The organism is Streptomyces sp. NPDC056169, from assembly GCF_042268445.1.
Lineage (GTDB): Bacteria > Actinomycetota > Actinomycetes > Streptomycetales > Streptomycetaceae > Streptomyces.
The window spans coordinates 364,421-384,080 of record NZ_JBHJUO010000007.1 but is presented as its reverse complement, the minus strand read 5'-3'; the positions used below and the strand labels follow the sequence as shown (position 1 = coordinate 384,080).

Genomic DNA, 19,660 nt, shown 5'->3' with positions numbered 1-19,660 from the left:
GGGAGTCAACGCGGAGCGTTGGCGAGTGACGACAACGCGGCGAGGCGCGGTGCCGGACGCCGCGAGCCCGGCCTGATCGACAAGACACCCCCTAGTACCAGGTCGTGCACGACGACTGCTCGAATCCCATGATGTGACCGCAGGCCCTGGCGATGATGCCCCTGTCGTCGATCATCGCGGTCCACACGGTGCCGTTGCCGGAGTGGTAAGCGGACTGCTCCAGGCCGGTGTTGCTCTCGACCCAGATCGTCATCGCGGTGTCGCCGCTCTGCCGCGCCCAGGCGGCGCGGCAGGTGGGGCTGTAGCGCAGCTCGGTGCCGAAGCTCGATCTGGCGACCGTGCGGGCGTCGCTCTGGCAGACGGTGGTGCTCGGGTCCTTGCCGGTGCAGTCGGGCCCGTTGCAGTACGCCGCGGCGGACGCCGGCGACGAGGCGAGCAGCAGGCTCGACGCGGCGAGAGCCAGCGCCGAACCGGCGGTCGCGAGTTTGCGGGTGAGCGTGTTCACGGTGACGTGCTCCTTCTGCGGTCCAGGGGGTGTCTTGGGCATCAGGCGCCGCGAGCCCGGCTTGATCGACAAGACACTCCCTAGTACGGGGCGGTGCAGCTGAAGCCCGAGTCGAAGCGGACGCAGGCACGCGACAGGTAGCCCGCGTCGTTGGTCATCCGTGTCCAGACGGAGGCCCCGTTGCCGCGGTAGGGCGTCGAGTAGTACGGCGTGTAGGACCCGTCGCCGTTCCGGCGCTCCACCGTGACCGTGAGGGCGAAGCTCACGCCGCCGCTGTAACGCGCCCAGGCCGTCCGGCAGGTGGGGCTGTAGCGCAGCTCCACGTTCCATTCGGTGGTGCCCACGGTGCGCGCGTCGCTCTGGCAGACGGTCGCGGCCGGGTCCTTGCCCTCGCACTGGGCCGCGTAGCAGGACTCCGCCGCCGAGGCCGGCGACGTGGCGAGCAGCAGGCTCGACGCGGCCATCGCGAGAGCCGAACCGACGGTGGCGAACCTGCGGGTGAGTGCGTTCACGGAGACCCCTTGTCCTGAGGTGGCGGCGGGCGGCGCGGTGGGCTGCGCCGCCGCACACGCTGCCAGTCCCTGGGGGCCTTCCCGGGTGTCCCGGCGCCTGGGACCCGTCCCGGGGCGGGCGTGGTGGGGCGGTGTGCCGGCGACGGTCGAGGCAGGGGCGCCGGACGGGGCCGGCATCCCGTCGGCCTCACGGGACGGGCCGTGGGACGCGGGACGGGAACGGGACTCCCCGGCAACGCGAGAGGCCCCCGCCACCCTTGCGGGTGGCGGGGGCCTCTCGGTGTCCGGACGGACCGGACCGGACGGCGCGTCGGTGCGTCAGTGCACCGGGACGACCTGCTTCTCCTCGGCGAAGTGGCACGCCGAGAAGTGGGCGGCCGGGGTGTCCTGGCCCTGGAAGCGCTGCGGGACCGCGAGGATCGGGGTCTCCTGCGAGCACTTCTCCTGCGCCTTCCAGCAACGGGTGCGGAAGCTGCAGCCCGACGGCGGGTTGGCCGGCGAGGGGACGTCACCGGTGAGGATGATCCGCTCGCGGTGCGCGCGGGCCTCCGGGTCCGGCACGGGCACCGCGGAGAGCAGCGCCTGCGTGTACGGGTGCGTCGGGTGCTCGTAGATCTGCTCGTCCGTACCGATCTCGGCCATCTTGCCGAGGTACATGACGCCGACGCGGTCCGAGATGTGCCGGACGATCGACAGGTCGTGCGCGATGAAGAGGTAGGAGAGGTTGAACTCTTCCTGGAGCTTCCCCATCAGGTTGATGACCTGCGCCTGGACGGAGACGTCCAGGGCCGAGACCGGCTCGTCGCAGATGATGATCTCCGGGTTGAGCGCGAGGCCGCGGGCGATGCCGATGCGCTGGCGCTGACCGCCGGAGAACTGGTGCGGGTACCGGTTGATGTACTCCGGGTTCAGACCGACGACGTCGAGGAGCTCCTGCACCTTGCGGCGCCGGTCGCCCTTCGGGGCCACCTCGGGGTGGATGTCGTACGGCTCGCCGATGATGTCGCCGACCGTCATCCGCGGGTTGAGCGAGGTGTACGGGTCCTGGAACACCATCTGGATGTTGCGGCGGACGGCCTTCAGCGCGCGCCCGGACAGCTTGGTGATGTCCTGGCCCTTGTAGAAGACCTCGCCGGCGGTGGCCCGCTCCAGGTTCATCAGGAGCTTGGCGACCGTGGACTTGCCACAGCCGGACTCGCCCACGATGCCGAGGGTCTCGCCCTGGAAGAGGTCGAAGGAGACCCCGTCCACGGCCTTGACCGCGCCGACCTGCTTCTTGAAGAGGATGCCCTGCGTCAGCGGGAAGTGCTTCTTCAGGTTGCGCACCTGGAGGATCGGCTCGCCGCGGCCCACGGGGGCCTCGACGGCGGCGGCCACGGCCTCGTCGTTCTTGCTGAGGTCAGCCATGGATCGTCTCCTTCCAGAAGTGGCAGGCGCTCTTACGGCCCGGGAGATCCGCGCCGTCCTGCTCGGTGACCGGCGCCAGGGCCGGGATCTCCGTACGGCAGATGTCGTCGGCCTTGGGGCAGCGCGGGTTGAAGGCACAGCCGGTGGGCACGCGGAGCAGGTTGGGCGGCAGGCCCTTGATCGCGTAGAGCTCCTGGCCCTTCTGGTCCAGGCGCGGGATCGAGTCCAGGAGGCCTCGGGTGTACGGGTGCGCGGGGCGCCCGTACAGCTCGTGCACCGGAGCCTGCTCGACGATCCGGCCGGCGTACATCACGGCGATCTTGTCCGCGACGTCGGCGACGACGCCGAGGTCGTGGGTGATCAGGATCAGGCCCATGTTGTATTCCTGCTGGAGCTCCGCGAGGAGGTCCATGACCTGGGCCTGGACGGTCACGTCGAGAGCCGTGGTGGGCTCGTCGGCGATGATCAGGTCCGGCTCCAGGGCGAGCGCCATGGCGATCATGATGCGCTGGCGCATACCGCCGGAGAACTGGTGGGGGTAGTCGGAGACCCGCGCCTTGGCGGCGGGGATCTTGACCTTGTCCATCAGCTCGATGGCCTTGACCTTGGCGTCCTTCTTGGACATGCCGTGGTGCACGCGGAACATCTCGCCGAGCTGGTAGCCGACGGTGAGGACCGGGTTGAGGGAGGACAGCGCGTCCTGGAAGATCATGGCGATCTTCCGGCCGCGGACCTTGCGGCGCTCCTCCTCGGACATCTTCAGCATGTCCTCGCCGCGGAACAGGATCTCGCCCTGCGGGATCTTGCCCGGCGGCATGTCGAGGATGCCCATGATGGCCTGCGCGGTGACGGACTTGCCGGAGCCGGACTCGCCGAGGACGGCGAGGGTCTCGCCGGCGTTCACCGAGTAGTTGACTCCGTTGACCGCCTTGGCCACACCGTCACGGGTGTGGAACTCGACGTGCAGGTCGCGGACTTCGAGCAGGGGACCGTTGTAGTCGGCTCCGCCGCGCGGCGCCGGGACGGTCGCGGTCTTGTCGATGATGCTCATCTTTTACGCCCTCCTCAGCGCAGCTTGGGGTCGAGGGCGTTGCGGACGGCTTCGCCGAGCATGATGAACGCCAGAACGGTGAGGCTCAGCATGATCGAGGGCCAGAGCAGGACGTGCGGGGCCACTCGGATCTGGGCGACACCCGCGGAGATGTCGACACCCCACGAGACGGTCGGGGCGGCAAGGCCCAGACCCAGGAAGGACAGGGTGGCCTCGGCCGAGATGTAGCCGCCGAGCGCGATGGTCGAGACGACGATCACGGGAGCCATGGCGTTCGGCAGGATGTGCCGGAAGAGGATCCGGATCGTGCCGGCGCCGAGGGCCTTCGCCGCGTGGACGTAGTCGGCCTGCTTGACGGTGATCACGGCACCGCGCATGACGCGGGTGATCTGGGTCCAGCCGAGGAACGCGAGGGCGAAGACGACGACCCAGACGGTCCGCTCGACGAACGACTGCAGGACGACCATGGCGCCGAGCAGGAACGGGATGCCGAAGAAGACGTCGGTGATCCGGGAGAGGATCGCGTCGACGATGCCGCCGAAGTAACCGGCGATCATGCCCATGATGCCGCCGACGACGGTGACGATCGCGGTGACGCAGACGCCGACGATGATCGAGGCGCGGGTGCCGTGGATCAGTCGGGCGTAGACGGAGCGGCCCTGCTGGTCGTAGCCCAGCCACTCCGGCGAGCCGATGTTGCCCAGTTCGGGCTTGCTCAGGAAGTGGTGGACCAGGTCACCGGCGGTCGGGGACGCGCTGGTGAAGAGGGTCGGCCACACCGAGATCAGCAGCAGCAGCGCGATCAGCACCGACGAGACGATGAAGTACGGGTTGCGGCGGAGGTCGGCCCAGGCGTCGCCCCAGAGGCTGCGGGCCTTCTCCTGCTTTGCCGCCGGGACGGACGCGTCCACCGAGGGGGTGGCGACGGCGTCCTCGACTGCGGTGGCGGTCTTGGTCACGTCAGGCATACCGGATCCTCGGGTCCAGGACCGCGTACAGCAGGTCGATGAGCAGGCTGGTGACGAGGTAGACGATCACCAGGATGGTGACCAGGCCGACCAGGGTGGAGCCTTCGCGACGGGAGATCGATTCGGCGATGACGCCACCGATTCCCTTGATGTTGAAGATCGCCTCGGTGACGACCGCGCCGCCCATGAGGGCGCCGATGTCGGTGCCGAGGAAGGTGACCACGGGGATCATCGAGTTGCGCATCAGGTGGACGCCGATGACCCGGCGCCGCGGCAGGCCCTTGGCGACGGCCGTACGCATGTAGTCGGCGCGCAGGTTCTCCGCCATGGAGGTGCGGGTGAGCCGCGCCACATAGGCAAGGGAGAGACCGCCGAGGACGATGGCGGGAGCGAGCATCTCGCTCAGCTGCGGCTCGGTGCTCACGTTCGGGTCGATCCAGCCCAGGTTGAAGGCGAAGACCATCTTGATGATGTAGCCGAGGACGAACACCGGGATCGAGATGATCAGCAGGGTGAAGATCAGGATCAGGTTGTCCGCGAAGCGGCCGGCGCGCAGGCCACCGATGATGCCCAGGCCGATGCCGAAGATCAGCTCGATGGCGAACGCCAGGGCGGCCAGCTGGAGCGTGATGGGGAACGCGTCGCCCAGCACCTCGGTGACCGGCAGACCGTTGCGGATCTGGGTGCCGAAGTCCAGGTGCAGGATCATGTCCCGCATATAGAACAGGTACTGCTGCCATTCCGGCTTGTCGAGACCGAGCTCATGGCGCTTCGCGGCGAGAGTCGCCGGGTCGGCGCCCTTGTCGCCGAACATCGCCAGCACGGGGTCACCGGGCAGGCTGTGCACCATGAGGAAGATCAGCAGGGTCGTCCCGAGGAAAACCGGGATCATCTGGAGCAGTCGTCGTGCGACATAACGCCCCATCATGCCTCCGTTGAGATGTGACAGCGGCAACCGACGGGCCCTCCCATGGCACAGCTATGCCCTCGATCGGGCACGGCTATGTCGTGGAAGGGCCCCCCAGCCACTGCGTAAGGCACCGAGACGGGACTGACGATCCGTCAGTCCCGTGACGGCGTGCGGACTACGCTTGGGTGATTACTTCTTGACCTCGACGCCGGTCAGGATCGGGTCGCCGTCCTGACCGTAAGCCACGCCCGAAACCTTCTCGGAGTAGCCCGCGTTGACCTTGTAGTACCAGAGCGGGATCGACGGCATGTAGTTGACCAGGTCCTTCTCGATGGCCTGGAACTGCTTCACGGACTCGTCGAGCGTCGCGGCCGAGTCGGCCTTGGCGATCTTCGCGTCCAGCGTCTTGTTGGAGAAGTCGCCCTGGTTACCCGCCGCACCCGTGCGGAACAGGTCGGAGATGAAGTTGGCGTTCACCGGGTAGTCGAGCACCCAGCCGGAGCGGTAGATCGACTTGACCTGCTTGGTCTTGCGAGCGGTCAGGTCGGCCTGGAAGTCCGGCTTGCCGTCGCCGACGCACTGGACGCTGGTGGCCTGGGTGATGGAGTTGCAGACAGCGTCCACCCACTCCTTGTGGCCACCGTCGGCGTTGAACTGGATGGAGATCTTGTTGCCGGGGACGCCGCCGCCGGCCGTGATGAGCTCCTTGGCCTTCGCCGGGTCGAACTTGGTGACGCCGGCGCCACCGTCCTCCTGGAAGCCCAGGACACCCTTGGCGACCCAGCCGGTCGCGGGCTCACGCGTACCCTGCAGCACCGTCTTGGTGATGGTGGCACGGTCGATCGCCATCGACAGACCCTGGATGACCTTGGGGTCGATCGCCTTCGGCTTCTTCCACTGGTCCGCGTAGAAGGCGATGGCGATGGTCTGGATCGCGGAGTACGGCTGGTCCACGGCGCGGTCGCCGAGGTCCTGGCGGTAGACCGGGAGGTCCTTCGGCGCGATCTGACGCAGAACGTCGACGTTGCCCGACTTCAGGTCCTCGTACGCGGCCTCGAGGGTGGTGTAGTTCTTGAAGACCACACCGCCGTTCTTCGCCTTGTTCGGGCCCTTGTAGCCGTCGAACCGCGTGATCTCGATCTTCTTCTTGTGGTCCCAGCTCTTGAACTTGTAGGGACCGTTGCCGACCGGCTTCTGGCCGCCCGCGGTCGGGTCCTTGTAGAAGGACTCGGCCATCGGCGCGAAGACGATGTAGGCGAGCTTGTGACCGAAGTACGGGACGGCCTTCGAGAGCTCGATCTTGAAGGTGGTCTCGTCGACGACCTTCAGACCCTCGAGCTTGTCGGCGGTCTGCTTCGCACCCTCGGCGTCCGGGTGGACCTTGTCGTAGCCCTTGATGTCCCCGAACCAGGACGCGAGGCCCTGGGCGTTCTTCAGGCTGGCGTTCCAGTTCCACGCGTCCACGTAGGACTTGGAGGTCACCGGGGTGCCGTCGTGGAAGGTCCAGCCCGGCTTGAGCTTGACGGTCCACGTCTTCGAGTCGGTCGTGGTGACCGATTCGGCGTTGATCATCTCCAGCGAGCCGTCGGCCTTGTAGTCGACCAGGGTCGAGAACAGGCCGGCCATGACCGCGGAGCCGTTGGACTCCATCGTGTCACCGGTGAGCAGGGGCTTCTCAGGCTCGCCCAGCTCGATGGAGAAAATTCCGTTCGGGTCAACAGCGCCCTTGGCGTCGCTGCCGCCGTCGCTCTTACCCCCGCCACAGGCGGTCGCAGCAAGGGCGACGATGATCGCGCCCGTTACCCACTTGGCGCTCTTGGCACCGCGCATGGGTTCCTCCTCATGAGTCCACTTTGTCACTACAAGAGGGGCACTCCGAGTTTTGCCGACACCCCTGACGGCTAGCACTCAAGTGCCCCGAGTGTGCTCGTGAGTCGGCACTCCCCACAGTGCGTGACCCATTGACCCGAGCTCAATGGAGCCAACTATTAAGTACGCCCGGGCTGTAAACCACACTTAAGTGGTCTCGTTTTGACAACATCACCAAGGCCCCAGATACCGAAATCCGGACAAACTGAGCACAGACAGACACCCCCGAAACGGACCGTTAACACACGTACCGGAGAGCGATGGCCGATATCCGGACACCTGGCCGTCGAAATGGAGTTGACTGAACTTGACGAAAAGCCCGGGCCCCCACAGATATCTGTGGGGGCCCGGGCTCTGGTGCTGACGCTATGTCAGTCGAGAGCGGCGAAGATCACAGGTCGATGACCTACCCCGCCGCGCTCGGCCGTATGCGACCTTACTCAGCCGTTCTTGGCGCGGGAAGACGCACGACCACGCGCGTTCTGGTCCAGGATGACCTTGCGGATACGCACGGCCTCCGGGGTGACCTCGACACACTCGTCGTCGCGGCAGAACTCCAGGGACTGCTCCAGGGAGAGCTTCCGCGGCGGGACGATCGCCTCGAAGGAGTCGGCGGAGGCGGAGCGCATGTTGGTGAGCTTCTTCTCCTTGGTGATGTTCACGTCCATGTCGTCGGAGCGCGAGTTCTCGCCGACGATCATGCCCTCGTACACCTCGGTGCCGGGGTCGGTGAACAGGACGCCGCGCTCCTGGAGGTTCGTCATCGCGAAGGCGGTGACGGCGCCGGCGCGGTCGGCGACCAGCGAACCGTTGTTACGGGTCGTCAGCGTGCCGAACCACGGCTCGTGGCCCTCGTGGATCGAGTGGGCGATGCCCGTGCCACGGGTGTTGGTGAGGAACTCCGTACGGAAGCCGATGAGGCCACGGGACGGAACGACGAACTCCATGCGGACCCAGCCGGAGCCGTGGTTCGACATGTTGTCCATGCGGCCCTTGCGGACACCCATGAGCTGCGTGACGGCGCCCATGTGCTCCTCGGGGACGTCGACCGTGAGGCGCTCGACGGGCTCGTGCGTCTTGCCGTCGACCTGCTTGGTGACGACCTGCGGCTTGCCGATGGTGAGCTCGAAGCCCTCGCGGCGCATCTGCTCGACCAGGATGGCGAGCGCGAGCTCACCACGGCCCTGGACCTCCCAGGCGTCCGGGCGCTCGGTGTCGAGCACGCGGAGCGAGACGTTACCGATGAGCTCGCGGTCCAGACGGTCCTTGACCTGGCGGGCGGTGACCTTGCGCTGCTTGACCGCGGACTTGGCCTCCGCGCCCTTGCCCGTGCCACCGCGGCCGACGAGCGGCGAGGTGTTGGTGCCGATGGTCATGGAGATGGCCGGCTGGTCGACCGTGATCAGCGGCAGCGCGATCGGGTTCTCCGGGTCGGCCAAGGTCTCGCCGATCATGATGTCGGGGATACCGGCGACGGCGCAGATGTCACCGGGGCCGGCGACCTCGGCGGGCTTGCGGGTGAGCGCCTCGGTCATCATCAGCTCGGTGATGCGGACGTTGGAGATCGTGCCGTCACGCTTGATCCACGCGACCGTCTGGCCCTTGCGGAGCTCGCCCTGCTCGACGCGGAGCAGCGCGATGCGGCCGAGGAAGTTGTCGGCGTCCAGGTTGGTGACGTGCGCCTGGAGGGGCGCCTCCTCGTCGTACACCGGGGCCGGGACGTGCTCCAGGATGGCGGAGAAGAACGGCTCCAGGCTGTCGCTGTCCGCGGGGACCGTGCCGTTCTCCGGCTTGGTCAGCGAGGCGATGCCGTCACGGCCGCAGGCGTAGACGATCGGGAACTCGATCTGGTCCTCGTCCGCGTCCAGGTCGAGGAACAGGTCGTAGGTCTCGTTGACGACCTCGTCGATCCGGGAGTCCGGGCGGTCCGTCTTGTTGATGCAGAGGATGACGGGCTTGCGCTGCTGGAGGGCCTTGCGCAGCACGAAGCGGGTCTGCGGGAGCGGACCCTCGGAGGCGTCCACGAGGAGGACGACCGCGTCCACCATCGAGAGACCGCGCTCGACCTCGCCACCGAAGTCGGCGTGGCCCGGGGTGTCGATGATGTTGATCGTGATCGGGGCCCCGCCGTCCTTGGGGTGATACTTCACCGCCGTGTTCTTGGCGAGGATCGTGATGCCCTTCTCACGCTCCAGGTCGTTCGAGTCCATCATGCGGTCGTCGAGCTGCTGGTGGGCGGCGAAGGCACCGGCCTGCTTGAGCATGGCGTCGACGATGGTCGTCTTTCCATGGTCGACGTGGGCGACGATGGCGACGTTACGGATGTCGTGGCGCGTGGGCATGGGTGCTTGCGCTTCTCTCGGATCGTGGGATTGGCGTCAGTTCCTCGTACGCCCGCCGGGCGGACGCGCCACGGCTATGTCCTATGGTACGGGGCTGCCGCGCAAGGGGCTTCCCCGCCCGGATCCGAGAGGGTCTACTAGGGGGTTTCGGTGGGTGTTCAGGGGGCTTCGTTGTGTGCCCGGCCGCGCTGGGGACGCTCCGGGCACCGCGTCTGAACGTGCTGTGGTGCGACTGCGGTGTGACAGCGGACTGGCCGGGTCAAGCGGCCGACGCGATCCTGCCCGCCGGGGTCACCGGCGGGCAAGGAACTTGAGCTGCTTCTGAGGTTGTGACCAGCGGTTTCGGAGACTTTGGAGCTTTCAGCGGTTTCGCTCTGCTCCCTTGGAGGATTCGGGCTTCTTGAATCCGATGTCCTGGTAGCGGGGCGCGGCGAGGCCCCAGGCCCCCGCGTTCACGATCTCGGCCTTCGCCGCGACGAGCTGCGGGCGCTGGTAGAGGGGGATGGATCCGGCCGCGGCCCAGATCCGGGCGTCCGCCTGGCGGACGAGTTCGCGGGACTCCTCCTCGTCGAGCGTCCCGGCCGCCTGGTCGAAGAGCTGGTCGATGCGGTCGGTGCCGACCCGCGAGTAGTTCTGCTCGACCAGGAGCGAGCCGTCCGAGGCGGGCTCGGGCTTGGCGAAGATGGGCCGGGCGTCGGTCGCCGGGAAGGCGGAGGCGGGCCAGGAGTAGAGGGCCAGGTCGTAGTCGCCCGCGGCGACGTGGTCCTTGAAGAAGCTGTCGTCGGAGACCTTGGTGACCTGCGTACGGATCCCCACCGCGTCGAGCATCCGGACGATCCGGTCGCCGACGGCGCGCAGCGCCTCGGAGCCGGGCCCGGAGGGCAGGACGAAGCGGAGGCTGAGCTCCTTGCCGTCCTTGCCGAGGGCCCGCGTGGCCTGGGGCGCGGTCACGGGGGCGGCGGTGCCGAGCGGGGCGTAGGCCCCGGCCGCTCCCCGGTCCGGCTTGGCGACCGGGTGGGCGGCCTGGGCGCCGGAGCCCGCGCCGGTGTCGAGTGCCTCGGCCCGGGCGAGGAGTGCGGCGCTCTGGCGCGCGGCGGCGGGGGCCGGGGTGAGGATGCCGGTGCCGTTCTCGGGGCCGGCGGCACCGATGACGGGGGCGGGGAGGGCCCTGGGGTCGCCGGGCTTGTCGTCGCCGACGATGTAGAGGCCCTCGTCGGAGGCGGTGTCGTTCGCCTTCTTCTTGGCGTCGGTGGAGGAGCCGTCGGCCTTCTCGCCGGGCTTGGTCCCCTTCTTCTCCTGCTCCGCCTTCTTCTCCTGCTCCGTCTTCTCCTTCTTGGCCTTCTCCGCCTTCTCGGCCTCGCTGCCGGCCTCGGCGCCGTCCTTCGTGCCGGCCGGCTTCCGGACCGCCCCGCCCGGGACCCAGCCCGCGTCGGCGAGGAGTGCCCTCGCCTCCTTGGTGTCCTGGTCGCCGAGCGCGTCGCTGCTGTCCGCGTACGCCGCCTGCCCGGCGAGGGCCAGGTGGCTCCCGGGGGGCGTCGCCGGGAGGCCGAGCGGCTTGAGTACGGATTCGGCCAGTTCCTGGCGGTTGATCGCGCGGGCCACCGCCCGTCGTACCCGCTCGTCGGCGAGCGCGCCGGACTCGCCGTTCAGCGAGAGCTGGGTGTAGGAGGGCTCCAGGGACTTGCGGACGACGAAGCCGGCGAGGGTGTTCTGCTCGCTCGCGTACCGGGCGATGGCCTGCTGGTTCTTCTGGCGGGCGGCCTGGACCTCCTCCGCCTTCTCCTCGTCGGAGCCGTACGCGAGGGCCCAGGACTTCAGGGCCTTGGAGGGCGTGATCGCCGAGCCGGGGCCGTGGGCGAGGGCCGCCTGGGCGCCGTTCCGGCCGGCGCGGGCGTCCCGGAGCGCGAGGGCGATCCGCTCGGCCGTGGAGCGGTCGATCTCGGCCAGGTCGAGCTTGCCCGCGGCGAGGGCGGCGGCCCGGTCGGCGCGGGGGACGGCCTTGAGGACGAGGCTGTCGAGCTTGGCGGACTGCCCCCACCAGCGGGGGTTGCGGGCCAGGGTGACGTCGCCGCTCCCGCGGTCGATCGACTTCAGCAGGAACGGTCCTGCAGTGGCCTTGAGGGTGGTGCGCGCCCCGTCGTTGAAGGCGGCCGGGGACCCCATGACCTGCTTCGGGTAGAGCGGGGTGAAGAGGGACTGCCAGTCGGCGTAGGGCTTGGAGAAGGTGACCCGCACCTCCAGGTCGTTCTTGCCCCGCTCGATCTTCTCGATCCGCTCGTAGCCGGAGTTGCGGGCGGTCCAGTACGCGGTGTCGCGGCCGCTCAGCGCCCGCCACTGGGCGACGAAGTCGGGGGCCCCGAGCTCGCGGCCGTCGCTCCACACCGCCTGCTGGTTGAGCTTGTAGAGGACGACCTGCTTGGGCTCGGTCTCGACGACCCGCGCGGACTCCAGGTAGTCCGGGTTCAGCTGCGGCCGACCCCGCCCGTCGAGCGTGTAGAGGGAGGGGAGCACGGCTCCGGCGATGCGGGCGGTGGTGCCGTCGGCGTCGGCCTGGAAGCTGTTGAGGGTGGTGGGCAGCGCGTCGACGGCCCAGCGCAGGGTGCCGCCGTCGGCGACCGCGTCGCGCTTGGCGGGGGCGTTGTCCTGCGCTGCGGCCTGGGCCTCGTCGGCGTCGTCGCCGGAGCTGCAGCCGGCGAGCACGGTGACGGCGAGGACCGCACTGGTGAGGGTGGCGACGGAGCGGAGCGTGCGGGAGCGGGGGCTCCTGGAGCATGTCCTCCCGCGAGGGGCGCCGAACTGGGACATGACTTGTACCCCTTCGTCCAGATTTATGCCATTTGGAGATGATCAGACCTATTGCTCATACACTGAAAAGGACGGATCGGATCCGGCCACGGCGACACGGCGGCACGTCCGGAAAACCCCACTCGTGCGGCCCAACACCCCGGGGCCGGTGCGCTCCGGACGAGTGGAATCCGGTGCACATGGCTTCCCAAGCGCGATGTGACGCGCGACACTCCTGCGGAAGCCGCTCGCGGAAGTGAGGGCAACCCATGTCCGTTCAGGACGATCTGGCGGCCGTCAAGCGCTGCCTCGAAGACCTGGTCCGCACGGTCGGCCAGCTGGAGCGCGGCATCGCCGCGGAGCGGGGCACTCCCCCGACGCCGTCCGCCGGCCGCGCCGAGAGCCTCGTGACCATCCCCGACGCCCCGTACGACAGCGGGCTGTGGAAGGACGTGGACGACGAGGGGCTGGGAGCGAGCGACCGCCACGCGCCGTAGGACGTACCGGCAACCGACCGTAGGAGGGCCTGTTGGCCACAGGTACGGAACCGCCCGGCTCCGCGACGGGGGTGCGCTCCCCGGGGCGCGCCGCCATCGCCGCCCGCCATCTGCGCACCGACCGCTGGTGGCTCTCCCCCGCCGCCACCGCGGCCGGACTGCTCGCCTTCGTCGCGTACTCGACCTGGCGGGCCTTCGCCGCCGCCGACTACTACGCGGCCCCCTACGTCTCGCCGTTCTACTCGCCCTGTCTGGCGTCGAACTGCGTCCCCATGAAGGGCGGGCCGAACTGGGAGATCTTCGGCAGCTGGTGGGGGCTCTCCTCCGCCCTGCTCATCCTGATCTTCCCGCTCGGCTTCCGGCTGACCTGCTACTACTACCGCAAGGCGTACTACCGGGGCTTCTGGGCGTCGCCCCCGGCCTGCGCGGTCGCCGAGCCCCACCGTACGTACACGGGCGAGACGCGCTTCCCGCTGATCCTGCAGAACATCCACCGGTACTTCTTCTACGCGGCGGTGCCGGTCGCCGGAATCCTCACGTACGACACCGCGCTGACCTTCCGCGACTCCTCGTACGCCTGGGGGCACGCGGGGCTCGGGACGCTGGTCTTCCTCGTGAACATCGTCCTCATCTGGGCGTACACCCTGTCCTGCCACTCCTGCCGGCACATCGTCGGCGGGCGGCTGCGGCACTTCTCGAAGCACCCCGTCCGCTACCGGCTGTGGACCTGGACCGGGCGGCTGAACCGACGGCACATGCAGCTCGCGTGGGCCTCGCTGATCAGCGTCGCCGTGTGCGATCTGTACGTGTACCTGCTCGCGACCGGCGCCTTCGACGACCCGAGGTTCTTCTGACGTGAGGTTCTTCTGAGATGGCAGTGGTGGAACGACAGCAGTGGGACGTGGTCGTGGTGGGGGCCGGCGGGGCCGGGCTGCGGGCCGCGATCGAGGCGCGCCGGGCGGGCGCCCGTACCGCCGTGATCTGCAAGTCCCTCTTCGGCAAGGCCCACACCGTCATGGCCGAGGGCGGCATCGCCGCCTCCATGGCCAACGCCAACGAGCACGACGACTGGCAGACGCACTTCCGCGACACCATGCGCGGCGGGAAGTTCCTCAACCAGTGGCGGATGGCCGAGCTGCACGCCCAGGAGGCCCCCGAGCGGGTCTGGGAGCTGGAGACCTGGGGCGCCCTCTTCGACCGGACCCCGGACGGCCGGATCTCGCAGCGCAACTTCGGCGGGCACGAGTACCCGCGGCTCGCGCACGTCGGCGACCGGACCGGCCTCGAACTCATCCGGACCCTCCAGCAGCGGATCGTCGGCCTCCAGCAGGAGGACCACCGCGAGACCGGCGACCACGAGGCGCGGCTGAAGGTCTTCCAGGAGTTCACCGTCACGCGGATCCTCAAGGGCGCGAACGGGCAGGTCGCCGGCGTCTTCTGCTACGAGCGGGAGAGCGGGCGCTTCCTCGTCCTGGAGGCGCCCTCGGTCGTCCTCGCGACCGGCGGCATCGGCAAGTCCTTCAAGGTCACCTCGAACTCGTGGGAGTACACGGGCGACGGGCACGCCCTGGCCCTGCTCGCGGGCGCACCGCTCGTGAACATGGAGTTCGTGCAGTTCCATCCGACCGGGATGGTCTGGCCGCCCTCGGTGAAGGGCATCCTCGTCACCGAGTCCGTACGCGGCGACGGCGGGGTGCTGCGGAACTCCGAGGGCAAGCGGTTCATGTTCGACTACGTCCCCGACGTCTTCAAGGAGAAGTACGCGCAGACGGAGGAGGAGGGCGACCGCTGGTACGAGGACCCCGACCACAACCGGCGCCCGCCCGAGCTGCTGCCGCGCGACGAGGTGGCGCGGGCCATCAACTCCGAGGTGAAGGAGGGGCGCGGCTCCCCGCACGGCGGGGTGTTCCTCGACGTGTCGACGCGGATGCCGGCGGAGGTGATCCGGCGGCGGCTCCCCTCGATGTACCACCAGTTCAAGGAGCTGGCCGACGTCGACATCACGGCGGAGGCCATGGAGGTCGGGCCGACCTGCCACTACGTGATGGGCGGCGTGGCCGTCGACTCCGAGACGGCGGCGACGGTCGGCGTGCCGGGGCTCTTCGCGGCCGGCGAGGTCGCGGGCGGCATGCACGGCTCCAACCGGCTCGGCGGCAACTCCCTCTCCGACCTGCTCGTCTTCGGCCGGCGCGCCGGGCTCTACGCGGCGCAGTACGCGATGTCCGGGGCGGGCGGCGGAGTCGTACCGTCCGAGGTCGACGCGGCGGCCGTGGAGGCACTGACCCCGTTCGGCGGCGCCGCCCCGGGGCCCACGGAGAATCCGTACACGCTCCACCAGGAACTCCAGCAGACGATGAACGACCTCGTCGGGATCATCCGGCGGGAGGGCGAGATGGCCGAGGCCCTGGAGCGGATCGCCGCCCTGCGGGAGCGGGCCCGCCGGATCACCGTCGAGGGGCACCGGCAGTTCAACCCGGGCTGGCACCTCGCCCTCGACCTGCGGAACATGCTCCTCGTCGGCGAGTGCGTGGCCCGGGCGGCCCTGGAGCGCACCGAGTCCCGGGGCGGTCACACCCGTGAGGACCACCCCGCGATGGTGCGGGACTGGCGCCCGGTGAACCTGCTGTGCCGTGCCGAGGGCGACGGCATCGGGCTCGAACGGGTCCGTACCGAGCCCATCCGTCCGGACCTGCTCGCCCTCTTCGCGCAGGAGGAGCTGGCCAAGTACCTCGCCGACGGCGAACTGGAAGGGGAGCTGGGGTCATGAGTGGGTACGACGCGCGGTTCCGGGTGTGGCGGGGCGACACGGACGGCGGCGAGCTGACCGACTACACGGTCGAGGTGCACGACGGGGAGGTCGTCCTCGACGTCGTCCACCGCCTCCAGGCCACCCAGGCGCCGGACCTCGCGGTGCGCTGGAACTGCAAGGCGGGCAAGTGCGGTTCGTGCTCGGCGGAGATCAACGGACGGCCCCGGCTGCTCTGCATGACCCGGATGTCGGTCTTCGCGCGGGACGAGGTGATCACCGTGACCCCGATGCGCGCCTTCCCGATCGTCCGCGACCTGGTCACGGACGTCTCCTTCAACTACGCGAAGGCCCGGGAGATCCCGGCCTTCGTCCCGCCCGCCGGGCTCGGCCCCGGCGAGTACCGGATGCGGCAGGAGGACGTGGACCGCTCGCAGGAGTTCAGGAAGTGCATCGAGTGCTTCCTGTGCCAGGACACCTGTCATGTGGTCCGCGACCACGAGGAGAACAAGCAGGCCTTCGCCGGGCCCCGCTTCCTCATGCGGGTCGCGGAGCTCGACATGCACCCGCTGGACGCGGCCGAGGAGGCCGGGATCGACCGGCGGCGGAGCGCGCAGGAGGAGCACGGGCTCGGCTACTGCAACATCACCAAGTGCTGCACGGAGGTGTGCCCGGAGTCCATCCGGATCACCGACAACGCGCTGATCCCGCTGAAGGAGCGGGTCGTGGACCGCAAGTACGACCCGCTGGTGTGGCTCGGCAACACGATCAGGCGGCGGAAGGGGTAGCGGACGACAGGGGTGCCGCCCCCGCGCTCCACCGGCCGAGGACGGGCTCGGCGAGGGCGCGGGCGGGGCGGCACAGCGTCTGGCCGTGCCGCGCGAACAGCGCGTCGCGCGAGTCGAAGCGGCCGAGGTCCGTACGGAGGTGGGCGGAGAGGTCGCAGGGGGCGGTGGAGCCCGCGCACGCGGCCGGCGCGTCCCAGTCCACCGAGGTCCGGGCCACGGCCTCGAAGAGCGTCTCCGGGCCGGAGTTGGTGAAGCCGTCCGCCGTACGCGTGTCCTGGGCCCCGAAGAGCTCCGCCACCGGCACCCACGCGCCGTCGAGCAGGAACTCCGGCCAGGCCAGCAGGACTTCCTCGGGCACGAAGGGACGCAGCCTCGGGAAGCGCGGGTACCAGAAGGTGCCGTCGACCAGCAGGCCCCGCACGCGGGTCGGCACGCCGAGCGAGCGGGCCACCGCCTCCAGGACCGCCATGCGCTGGCTGCACGACCCGCGGCCGAGGCGCAGCGTCCGGGACACACGGCGCCGGTCCTCCACCGAGTACACCGGGCGGACGGTCGGGACGATGATCCCGTGGGCCGTCCGGAGCCGGTCGCGCGCCGTCGCCGCGCCCCGCTCGTCCGCCTCCCGCAGGACCCTCGCCACGAACGCGACGACCCGCGGGTGCTCCAGGTCCAGGATCGGCGTGGGGCGGGTGGACCCGGCGGGCTCCGGCGAGAGCCCGGGGCCCGCGCCCCGGCCGGCGGTCCGGTCCGCGGTCCCGTTCGCGGTCCCGTTCGCGGTCCCGTTCGCGGTCCCGTTCGCGGTCCCGTTCGCGGTCCCGTTCGCGGTCCTGACGGGCATCAGCAGACGACTGGTCATGGCGTACTCCCCCTCGGTACGGCGGCTCATCGGGCCGACGGCCTCATCCTCCTCCGCGCCGCGGAGCACCGGCGCGCGGGGGCACAGTTGCCGCCCGGGCGCGCGCCGCCCTAGTGTGAATGCGCTTTCACACTGCAACAAGTCGACTGCACCAACACGACTGCAACGAAGAGGACGGATGGTCGGCCGGTGAGTGCCCCCACTGTGTACGACGTCGCCGAGCGCGCGGGCGTCTCCATTGCCACGGTGTCGCGGGTGTACCGCAACCCCGACTCGGTACGCGAGCAGACCCGCGACCGGGTCCTGGAGGCGGCCCGCGGGCTGGGCTACGTCCCGAGCGGCAGCGCGCGCGGCCTGGCCAGCCGGACCACCGGCGTGCTCGGGCTCTGCTTCCCCGACTACTCCGACCCGGACACGATCGGGATCGAGGACGGCGTCGAGGACGACGACGCGGCCATGCTCTACAGCGACCAGATCATCCGCGGCATGGAGCGGGCGGCCCGGCGGCACGGGTACGCGCTGCTGATCGCCGCCTCCCTGGAGGGCGGGCCGCAGACGCTCGTCAACCAGGTCGCGGGGCGGGTCGACGGCTTCGCGGTCCTCGCGCAGACCGTGCCGACCGAGGAGCTGGACGTCATCTCGCGCCGCCTGCCGGTCGTGATGCTGGCCGGTCCCCGGGAGATCGACCACCTCGACCACATCGAGGTCGCCAACGCCGACGGGCAGCGCGCCCTCACCCGGCACCTGATCGAGGACCACGGGCTCCGGCGCCTGGTCTTCGTCGGCGCGGCCGAGGAGTCGCCGGACGTCGAGGCGCGGTTCGCCGGGTTCGCCGCCGCCTGCCGCGACGCCGGGCTCCCGGTGCCGGACGCCCCTGACGTACGGGCGTCCCTGATGACCCAGGCCGAGGGTGCCCGCGCGGCCGAGGCCCTGCTCGACCGGGGCGGGGAGCCGCCGCAGGCGATGGTCTTCGCCAACGACCAGATGGCGGTCGGCGCGCTCCAGGCGCTGGAGCGGCGGGGGCTGCGGGTCCCCGCCGACATCGCCGTGACCGGCTTCGACGGGATCCCGCTGAGCCGGCTGGTCCGGCCCACGCTCACCACGGTCCGCCAGCCGATGCGCCGGCTGGGCGAGGAGGCCGTCGAGCTCCTCGTCCAGCGTCTGGGCGACCGCGAGCGGACCCCGGAGTCCCTGATGCTCCCGGTGACCGTCGCCAAGCGCCAGAGCTGCGGCTGCTGATCACCGCCTGAGGGGTCGGGGCGTGGGCCCCCGGGGGCCTCTACTCCCCCGGCGTAGGCCCCGGGCGCTACGCCCCCAGCGTCCGCTCGAAGAACGCCGTCGTCGCCCCGCCGAGCGCCGCCGTCTCCTCCGCGAGGCCCGCGTGCTCGAAGTGGCCCGCCGTCAGGACGTGCAGCTCCTTCGGGCCGCCGAGCGCGTTGTACACCGCGAACTGACCCGGCGGCGGCACCGCCGGGTCGAACAGCGCCGCCGCGACGAGCACCGGCACCCGAATCCGCCGCGCCGCGATCGCCGCGTCCGCGTACGCCAGGACCTCGACCACCTCGGGATGCCGGGCCGCGTACCCGCGTACCGACTGCCCGCTGCCCACGCACGCCAGGGTCAGCCGGAGCGGGTGGTTGCCGAAGGTCGGCACGGTCAGCCGGGCGGCACCGAAGCGCGCGTCCCAGGGCAGGGCGAGCGCGCCGAGCCCGCCGCCGAAGCTCCCGCCGAGATAGCCGAGCGGTCGCTCCGCCACCTCGGGGACGAGCGCGCGCAGCGCCGTCGCCGCGCACCACAGGTCCGCCGCGCAGTCCGCGACGACGTACGTCTCCCGGCTCGCGATGCCCTCCAGGACGTGCCGGAGGGCGACGTCGGGGATGCCCGCCACCCGGCCCCGCTCGCCCATGCCCCGCACGCACGGGAGGATCGCGGCCGAGCGCGGCAGCGGCAGGGGGACGTCCGGTCCGACCCGGTCGCGGCCCCCGTAGCCGTGCCCGATCACGAAGCCCCGCTCCGCCGGACCTTCCTCGGGCAGGGCCAGCCAGCCCCCGAGCCGTACACCGCCGACGGAGGCGAAGGTCACCCCGTGGATCCGGACGCCGTCCCGCACCTCCTCAAGCGCCCCGAGCTCGGGCGCGGGATCGACCGCGAGCGCGGCCTCGTACCGCTCGCGCCAGTACGCCTCGAACCCCTCCGGCTCCGGTGGCGCCGGCACCCGGAGGAGCCGGTCGAGCCCGTATCCGTAGCCCGGATCGAAGGGGAAGTCGTGCGCGAGCGCCGTCGCGCCCGGGGTCTCTGTGATGTCCACGGGCGACGAACCTAGCCGACGACGAATGGGTCACAAATACTTTCATAGGCCACACATCACGCTTACGGTGCGGAGGGCGACGGGGACGACACATCCGGGTGTCGCGCATGTTGCAGG

The 19,660-nt window shown here is 70.1% G+C and carries 16 protein-coding genes; 5 read left to right on the top strand and 11 right to left on the bottom strand.

The window, feature by feature from the left end; genetic code table 11:
* Window positions 1-91 precede the first annotated feature (91 nt).
* The 9 genes from ACFC0G_RS14265 to ACFC0G_RS14225 all read right to left on the bottom strand — a co-directional run bounded on the left by ACFC0G_RS14265 (window position 92) and on the right by ACFC0G_RS14225 (window position 12,369).
* On the bottom strand, window positions 92-505 hold the full coding sequence (locus ACFC0G_RS14265; protein ID WP_376402355.1) for a DUF2690 domain-containing protein: 414 nt from the start codon (window positions 503-505) through the stop codon (window positions 92-94).
* Between the two features lie 80 nt (window positions 506-585).
* Window positions 586-1,017: a DUF2690 domain-containing protein gene (locus ACFC0G_RS14260; RefSeq protein WP_376402353.1), complete on the bottom strand. Its 432-nt coding sequence runs from the start codon at window positions 1,015-1,017 to the stop codon at window positions 586-588.
* Between the two features lie 318 nt (window positions 1,018-1,335).
* Window positions 1,336-2,424, bottom strand: a complete 1,089-nt coding sequence (locus ACFC0G_RS14255) for an ABC transporter ATP-binding protein (RefSeq protein WP_376402350.1) — start codon at window positions 2,422-2,424, stop codon at window positions 1,336-1,338.
* Window positions 2,417-3,475, bottom strand: coding sequence for an ABC transporter ATP-binding protein (locus ACFC0G_RS14250; protein ID WP_376402347.1), 1,059 nt, complete (start codon window positions 3,473-3,475; stop codon window positions 2,417-2,419). Before ACFC0G_RS14250 ends, ACFC0G_RS14255 begins: the two co-directional genes overlap by 8 nt.
* A 14-nt stretch (window positions 3,476-3,489) precedes the next feature.
* Window positions 3,490-4,443, bottom strand: a complete 954-nt coding sequence (locus ACFC0G_RS14245) for an ABC transporter permease (protein WP_376402344.1) — start codon at window positions 4,441-4,443, stop codon at window positions 3,490-3,492.
* A complete protein-coding gene (locus ACFC0G_RS14240; protein ID WP_376402396.1) occupies window positions 4,436-5,368 on the bottom strand; it encodes an ABC transporter permease in 933 nt (310 codons plus the stop codon). The genes ACFC0G_RS14245 and ACFC0G_RS14240 overlap by 8 nt, the downstream gene beginning before the upstream one ends.
* 174 nt (window positions 5,369-5,542) lie before the next feature.
* Window positions 5,543-7,183 carry an ABC transporter substrate-binding protein gene (locus tag ACFC0G_RS14235; RefSeq protein ID WP_376402342.1) on the bottom strand — a complete coding sequence of 547 codons (1,641 nt, stop codon included), beginning with the start codon at window positions 7,181-7,183 and terminating at the stop codon, window positions 5,543-5,545.
* 479 nt (window positions 7,184-7,662) lie between these two features.
* Window positions 7,663-9,564, bottom strand: coding sequence for a translational GTPase TypA (gene typA, locus ACFC0G_RS14230; protein ID WP_187622338.1), 1,902 nt, complete (start codon window positions 9,562-9,564; stop codon window positions 7,663-7,665).
* Between the two features lie 360 nt (window positions 9,565-9,924).
* A complete protein-coding gene (locus ACFC0G_RS14225; RefSeq protein WP_376402339.1) occupies window positions 9,925-12,369 on the bottom strand; it encodes an ABC transporter family substrate-binding protein in 2,445 nt (814 codons plus the stop codon).
* 248 nt (window positions 12,370-12,617) lie between these two features.
* Between ACFC0G_RS14225 and ACFC0G_RS14220 the strand changes: the two genes are divergently transcribed.
* From ACFC0G_RS14220 to ACFC0G_RS14205, 4 genes are read left to right on the top strand one after another with little or no spacing between them, the layout of a single operon-like run.
* Window positions 12,618-12,845, top strand: coding sequence for a hypothetical protein (locus tag ACFC0G_RS14220; RefSeq protein WP_376402336.1), 228 nt, complete (start codon window positions 12,618-12,620; stop codon window positions 12,843-12,845).
* Window positions 12,846-12,877: 32 nt separating this feature from the next.
* Window positions 12,878-13,699: a hypothetical protein gene (locus tag ACFC0G_RS14215; protein WP_376402334.1), complete on the top strand. Its 822-nt coding sequence runs from the start codon at window positions 12,878-12,880 to the stop codon at window positions 13,697-13,699.
* A gap of 17 nt (window positions 13,700-13,716) precedes the next feature.
* Entirely contained in the window at window positions 13,717-15,612 is a 1,896-nt protein-coding gene (locus ACFC0G_RS14210) for a fumarate reductase/succinate dehydrogenase flavoprotein subunit (RefSeq protein ID WP_376402331.1), read from the top strand.
* A complete protein-coding gene (locus ACFC0G_RS14205) occupies window positions 15,609-16,379 on the top strand; it encodes a succinate dehydrogenase/fumarate reductase iron-sulfur subunit (RefSeq protein WP_376402328.1) in 771 nt (256 codons plus the stop codon). The genes ACFC0G_RS14210 and ACFC0G_RS14205 overlap by 4 nt, the downstream gene beginning before the upstream one ends.
* Here ACFC0G_RS14205 and ACFC0G_RS14200 read toward each other — a convergent pair.
* The gene (locus ACFC0G_RS14200) at window positions 16,360-17,235 is read right to left on the bottom strand and encodes a transglutaminase domain-containing protein (protein WP_376402325.1); all 876 of its coding nucleotides are present in this window, start codon (window positions 17,233-17,235) and stop codon (window positions 16,360-16,362) included. The genes ACFC0G_RS14205 and ACFC0G_RS14200 overlap by 20 nt on opposite strands.
* A 189-nt stretch (window positions 17,236-17,424) precedes the next feature.
* Between ACFC0G_RS14200 and ACFC0G_RS14195 the strand changes: the two genes are divergently transcribed.
* Window positions 17,425-18,474, top strand: coding sequence for a LacI family DNA-binding transcriptional regulator (locus tag ACFC0G_RS14195; RefSeq protein WP_376402323.1), 1,050 nt, complete (start codon window positions 17,425-17,427; stop codon window positions 18,472-18,474).
* A 67-nt stretch (window positions 18,475-18,541) separates the two neighbouring features.
* Here the strand turns inward: ACFC0G_RS14195 and ACFC0G_RS14190 are convergent, their stop codons facing one another.
* Window positions 18,542-19,543 carry an acetylxylan esterase gene (locus ACFC0G_RS14190; protein WP_376402320.1) on the bottom strand — a complete coding sequence of 334 codons (1,002 nt, stop codon included), beginning with the start codon at window positions 19,541-19,543 and terminating at the stop codon, window positions 18,542-18,544.
* Window positions 19,544-19,660: the final 117 nt, after the last annotated feature.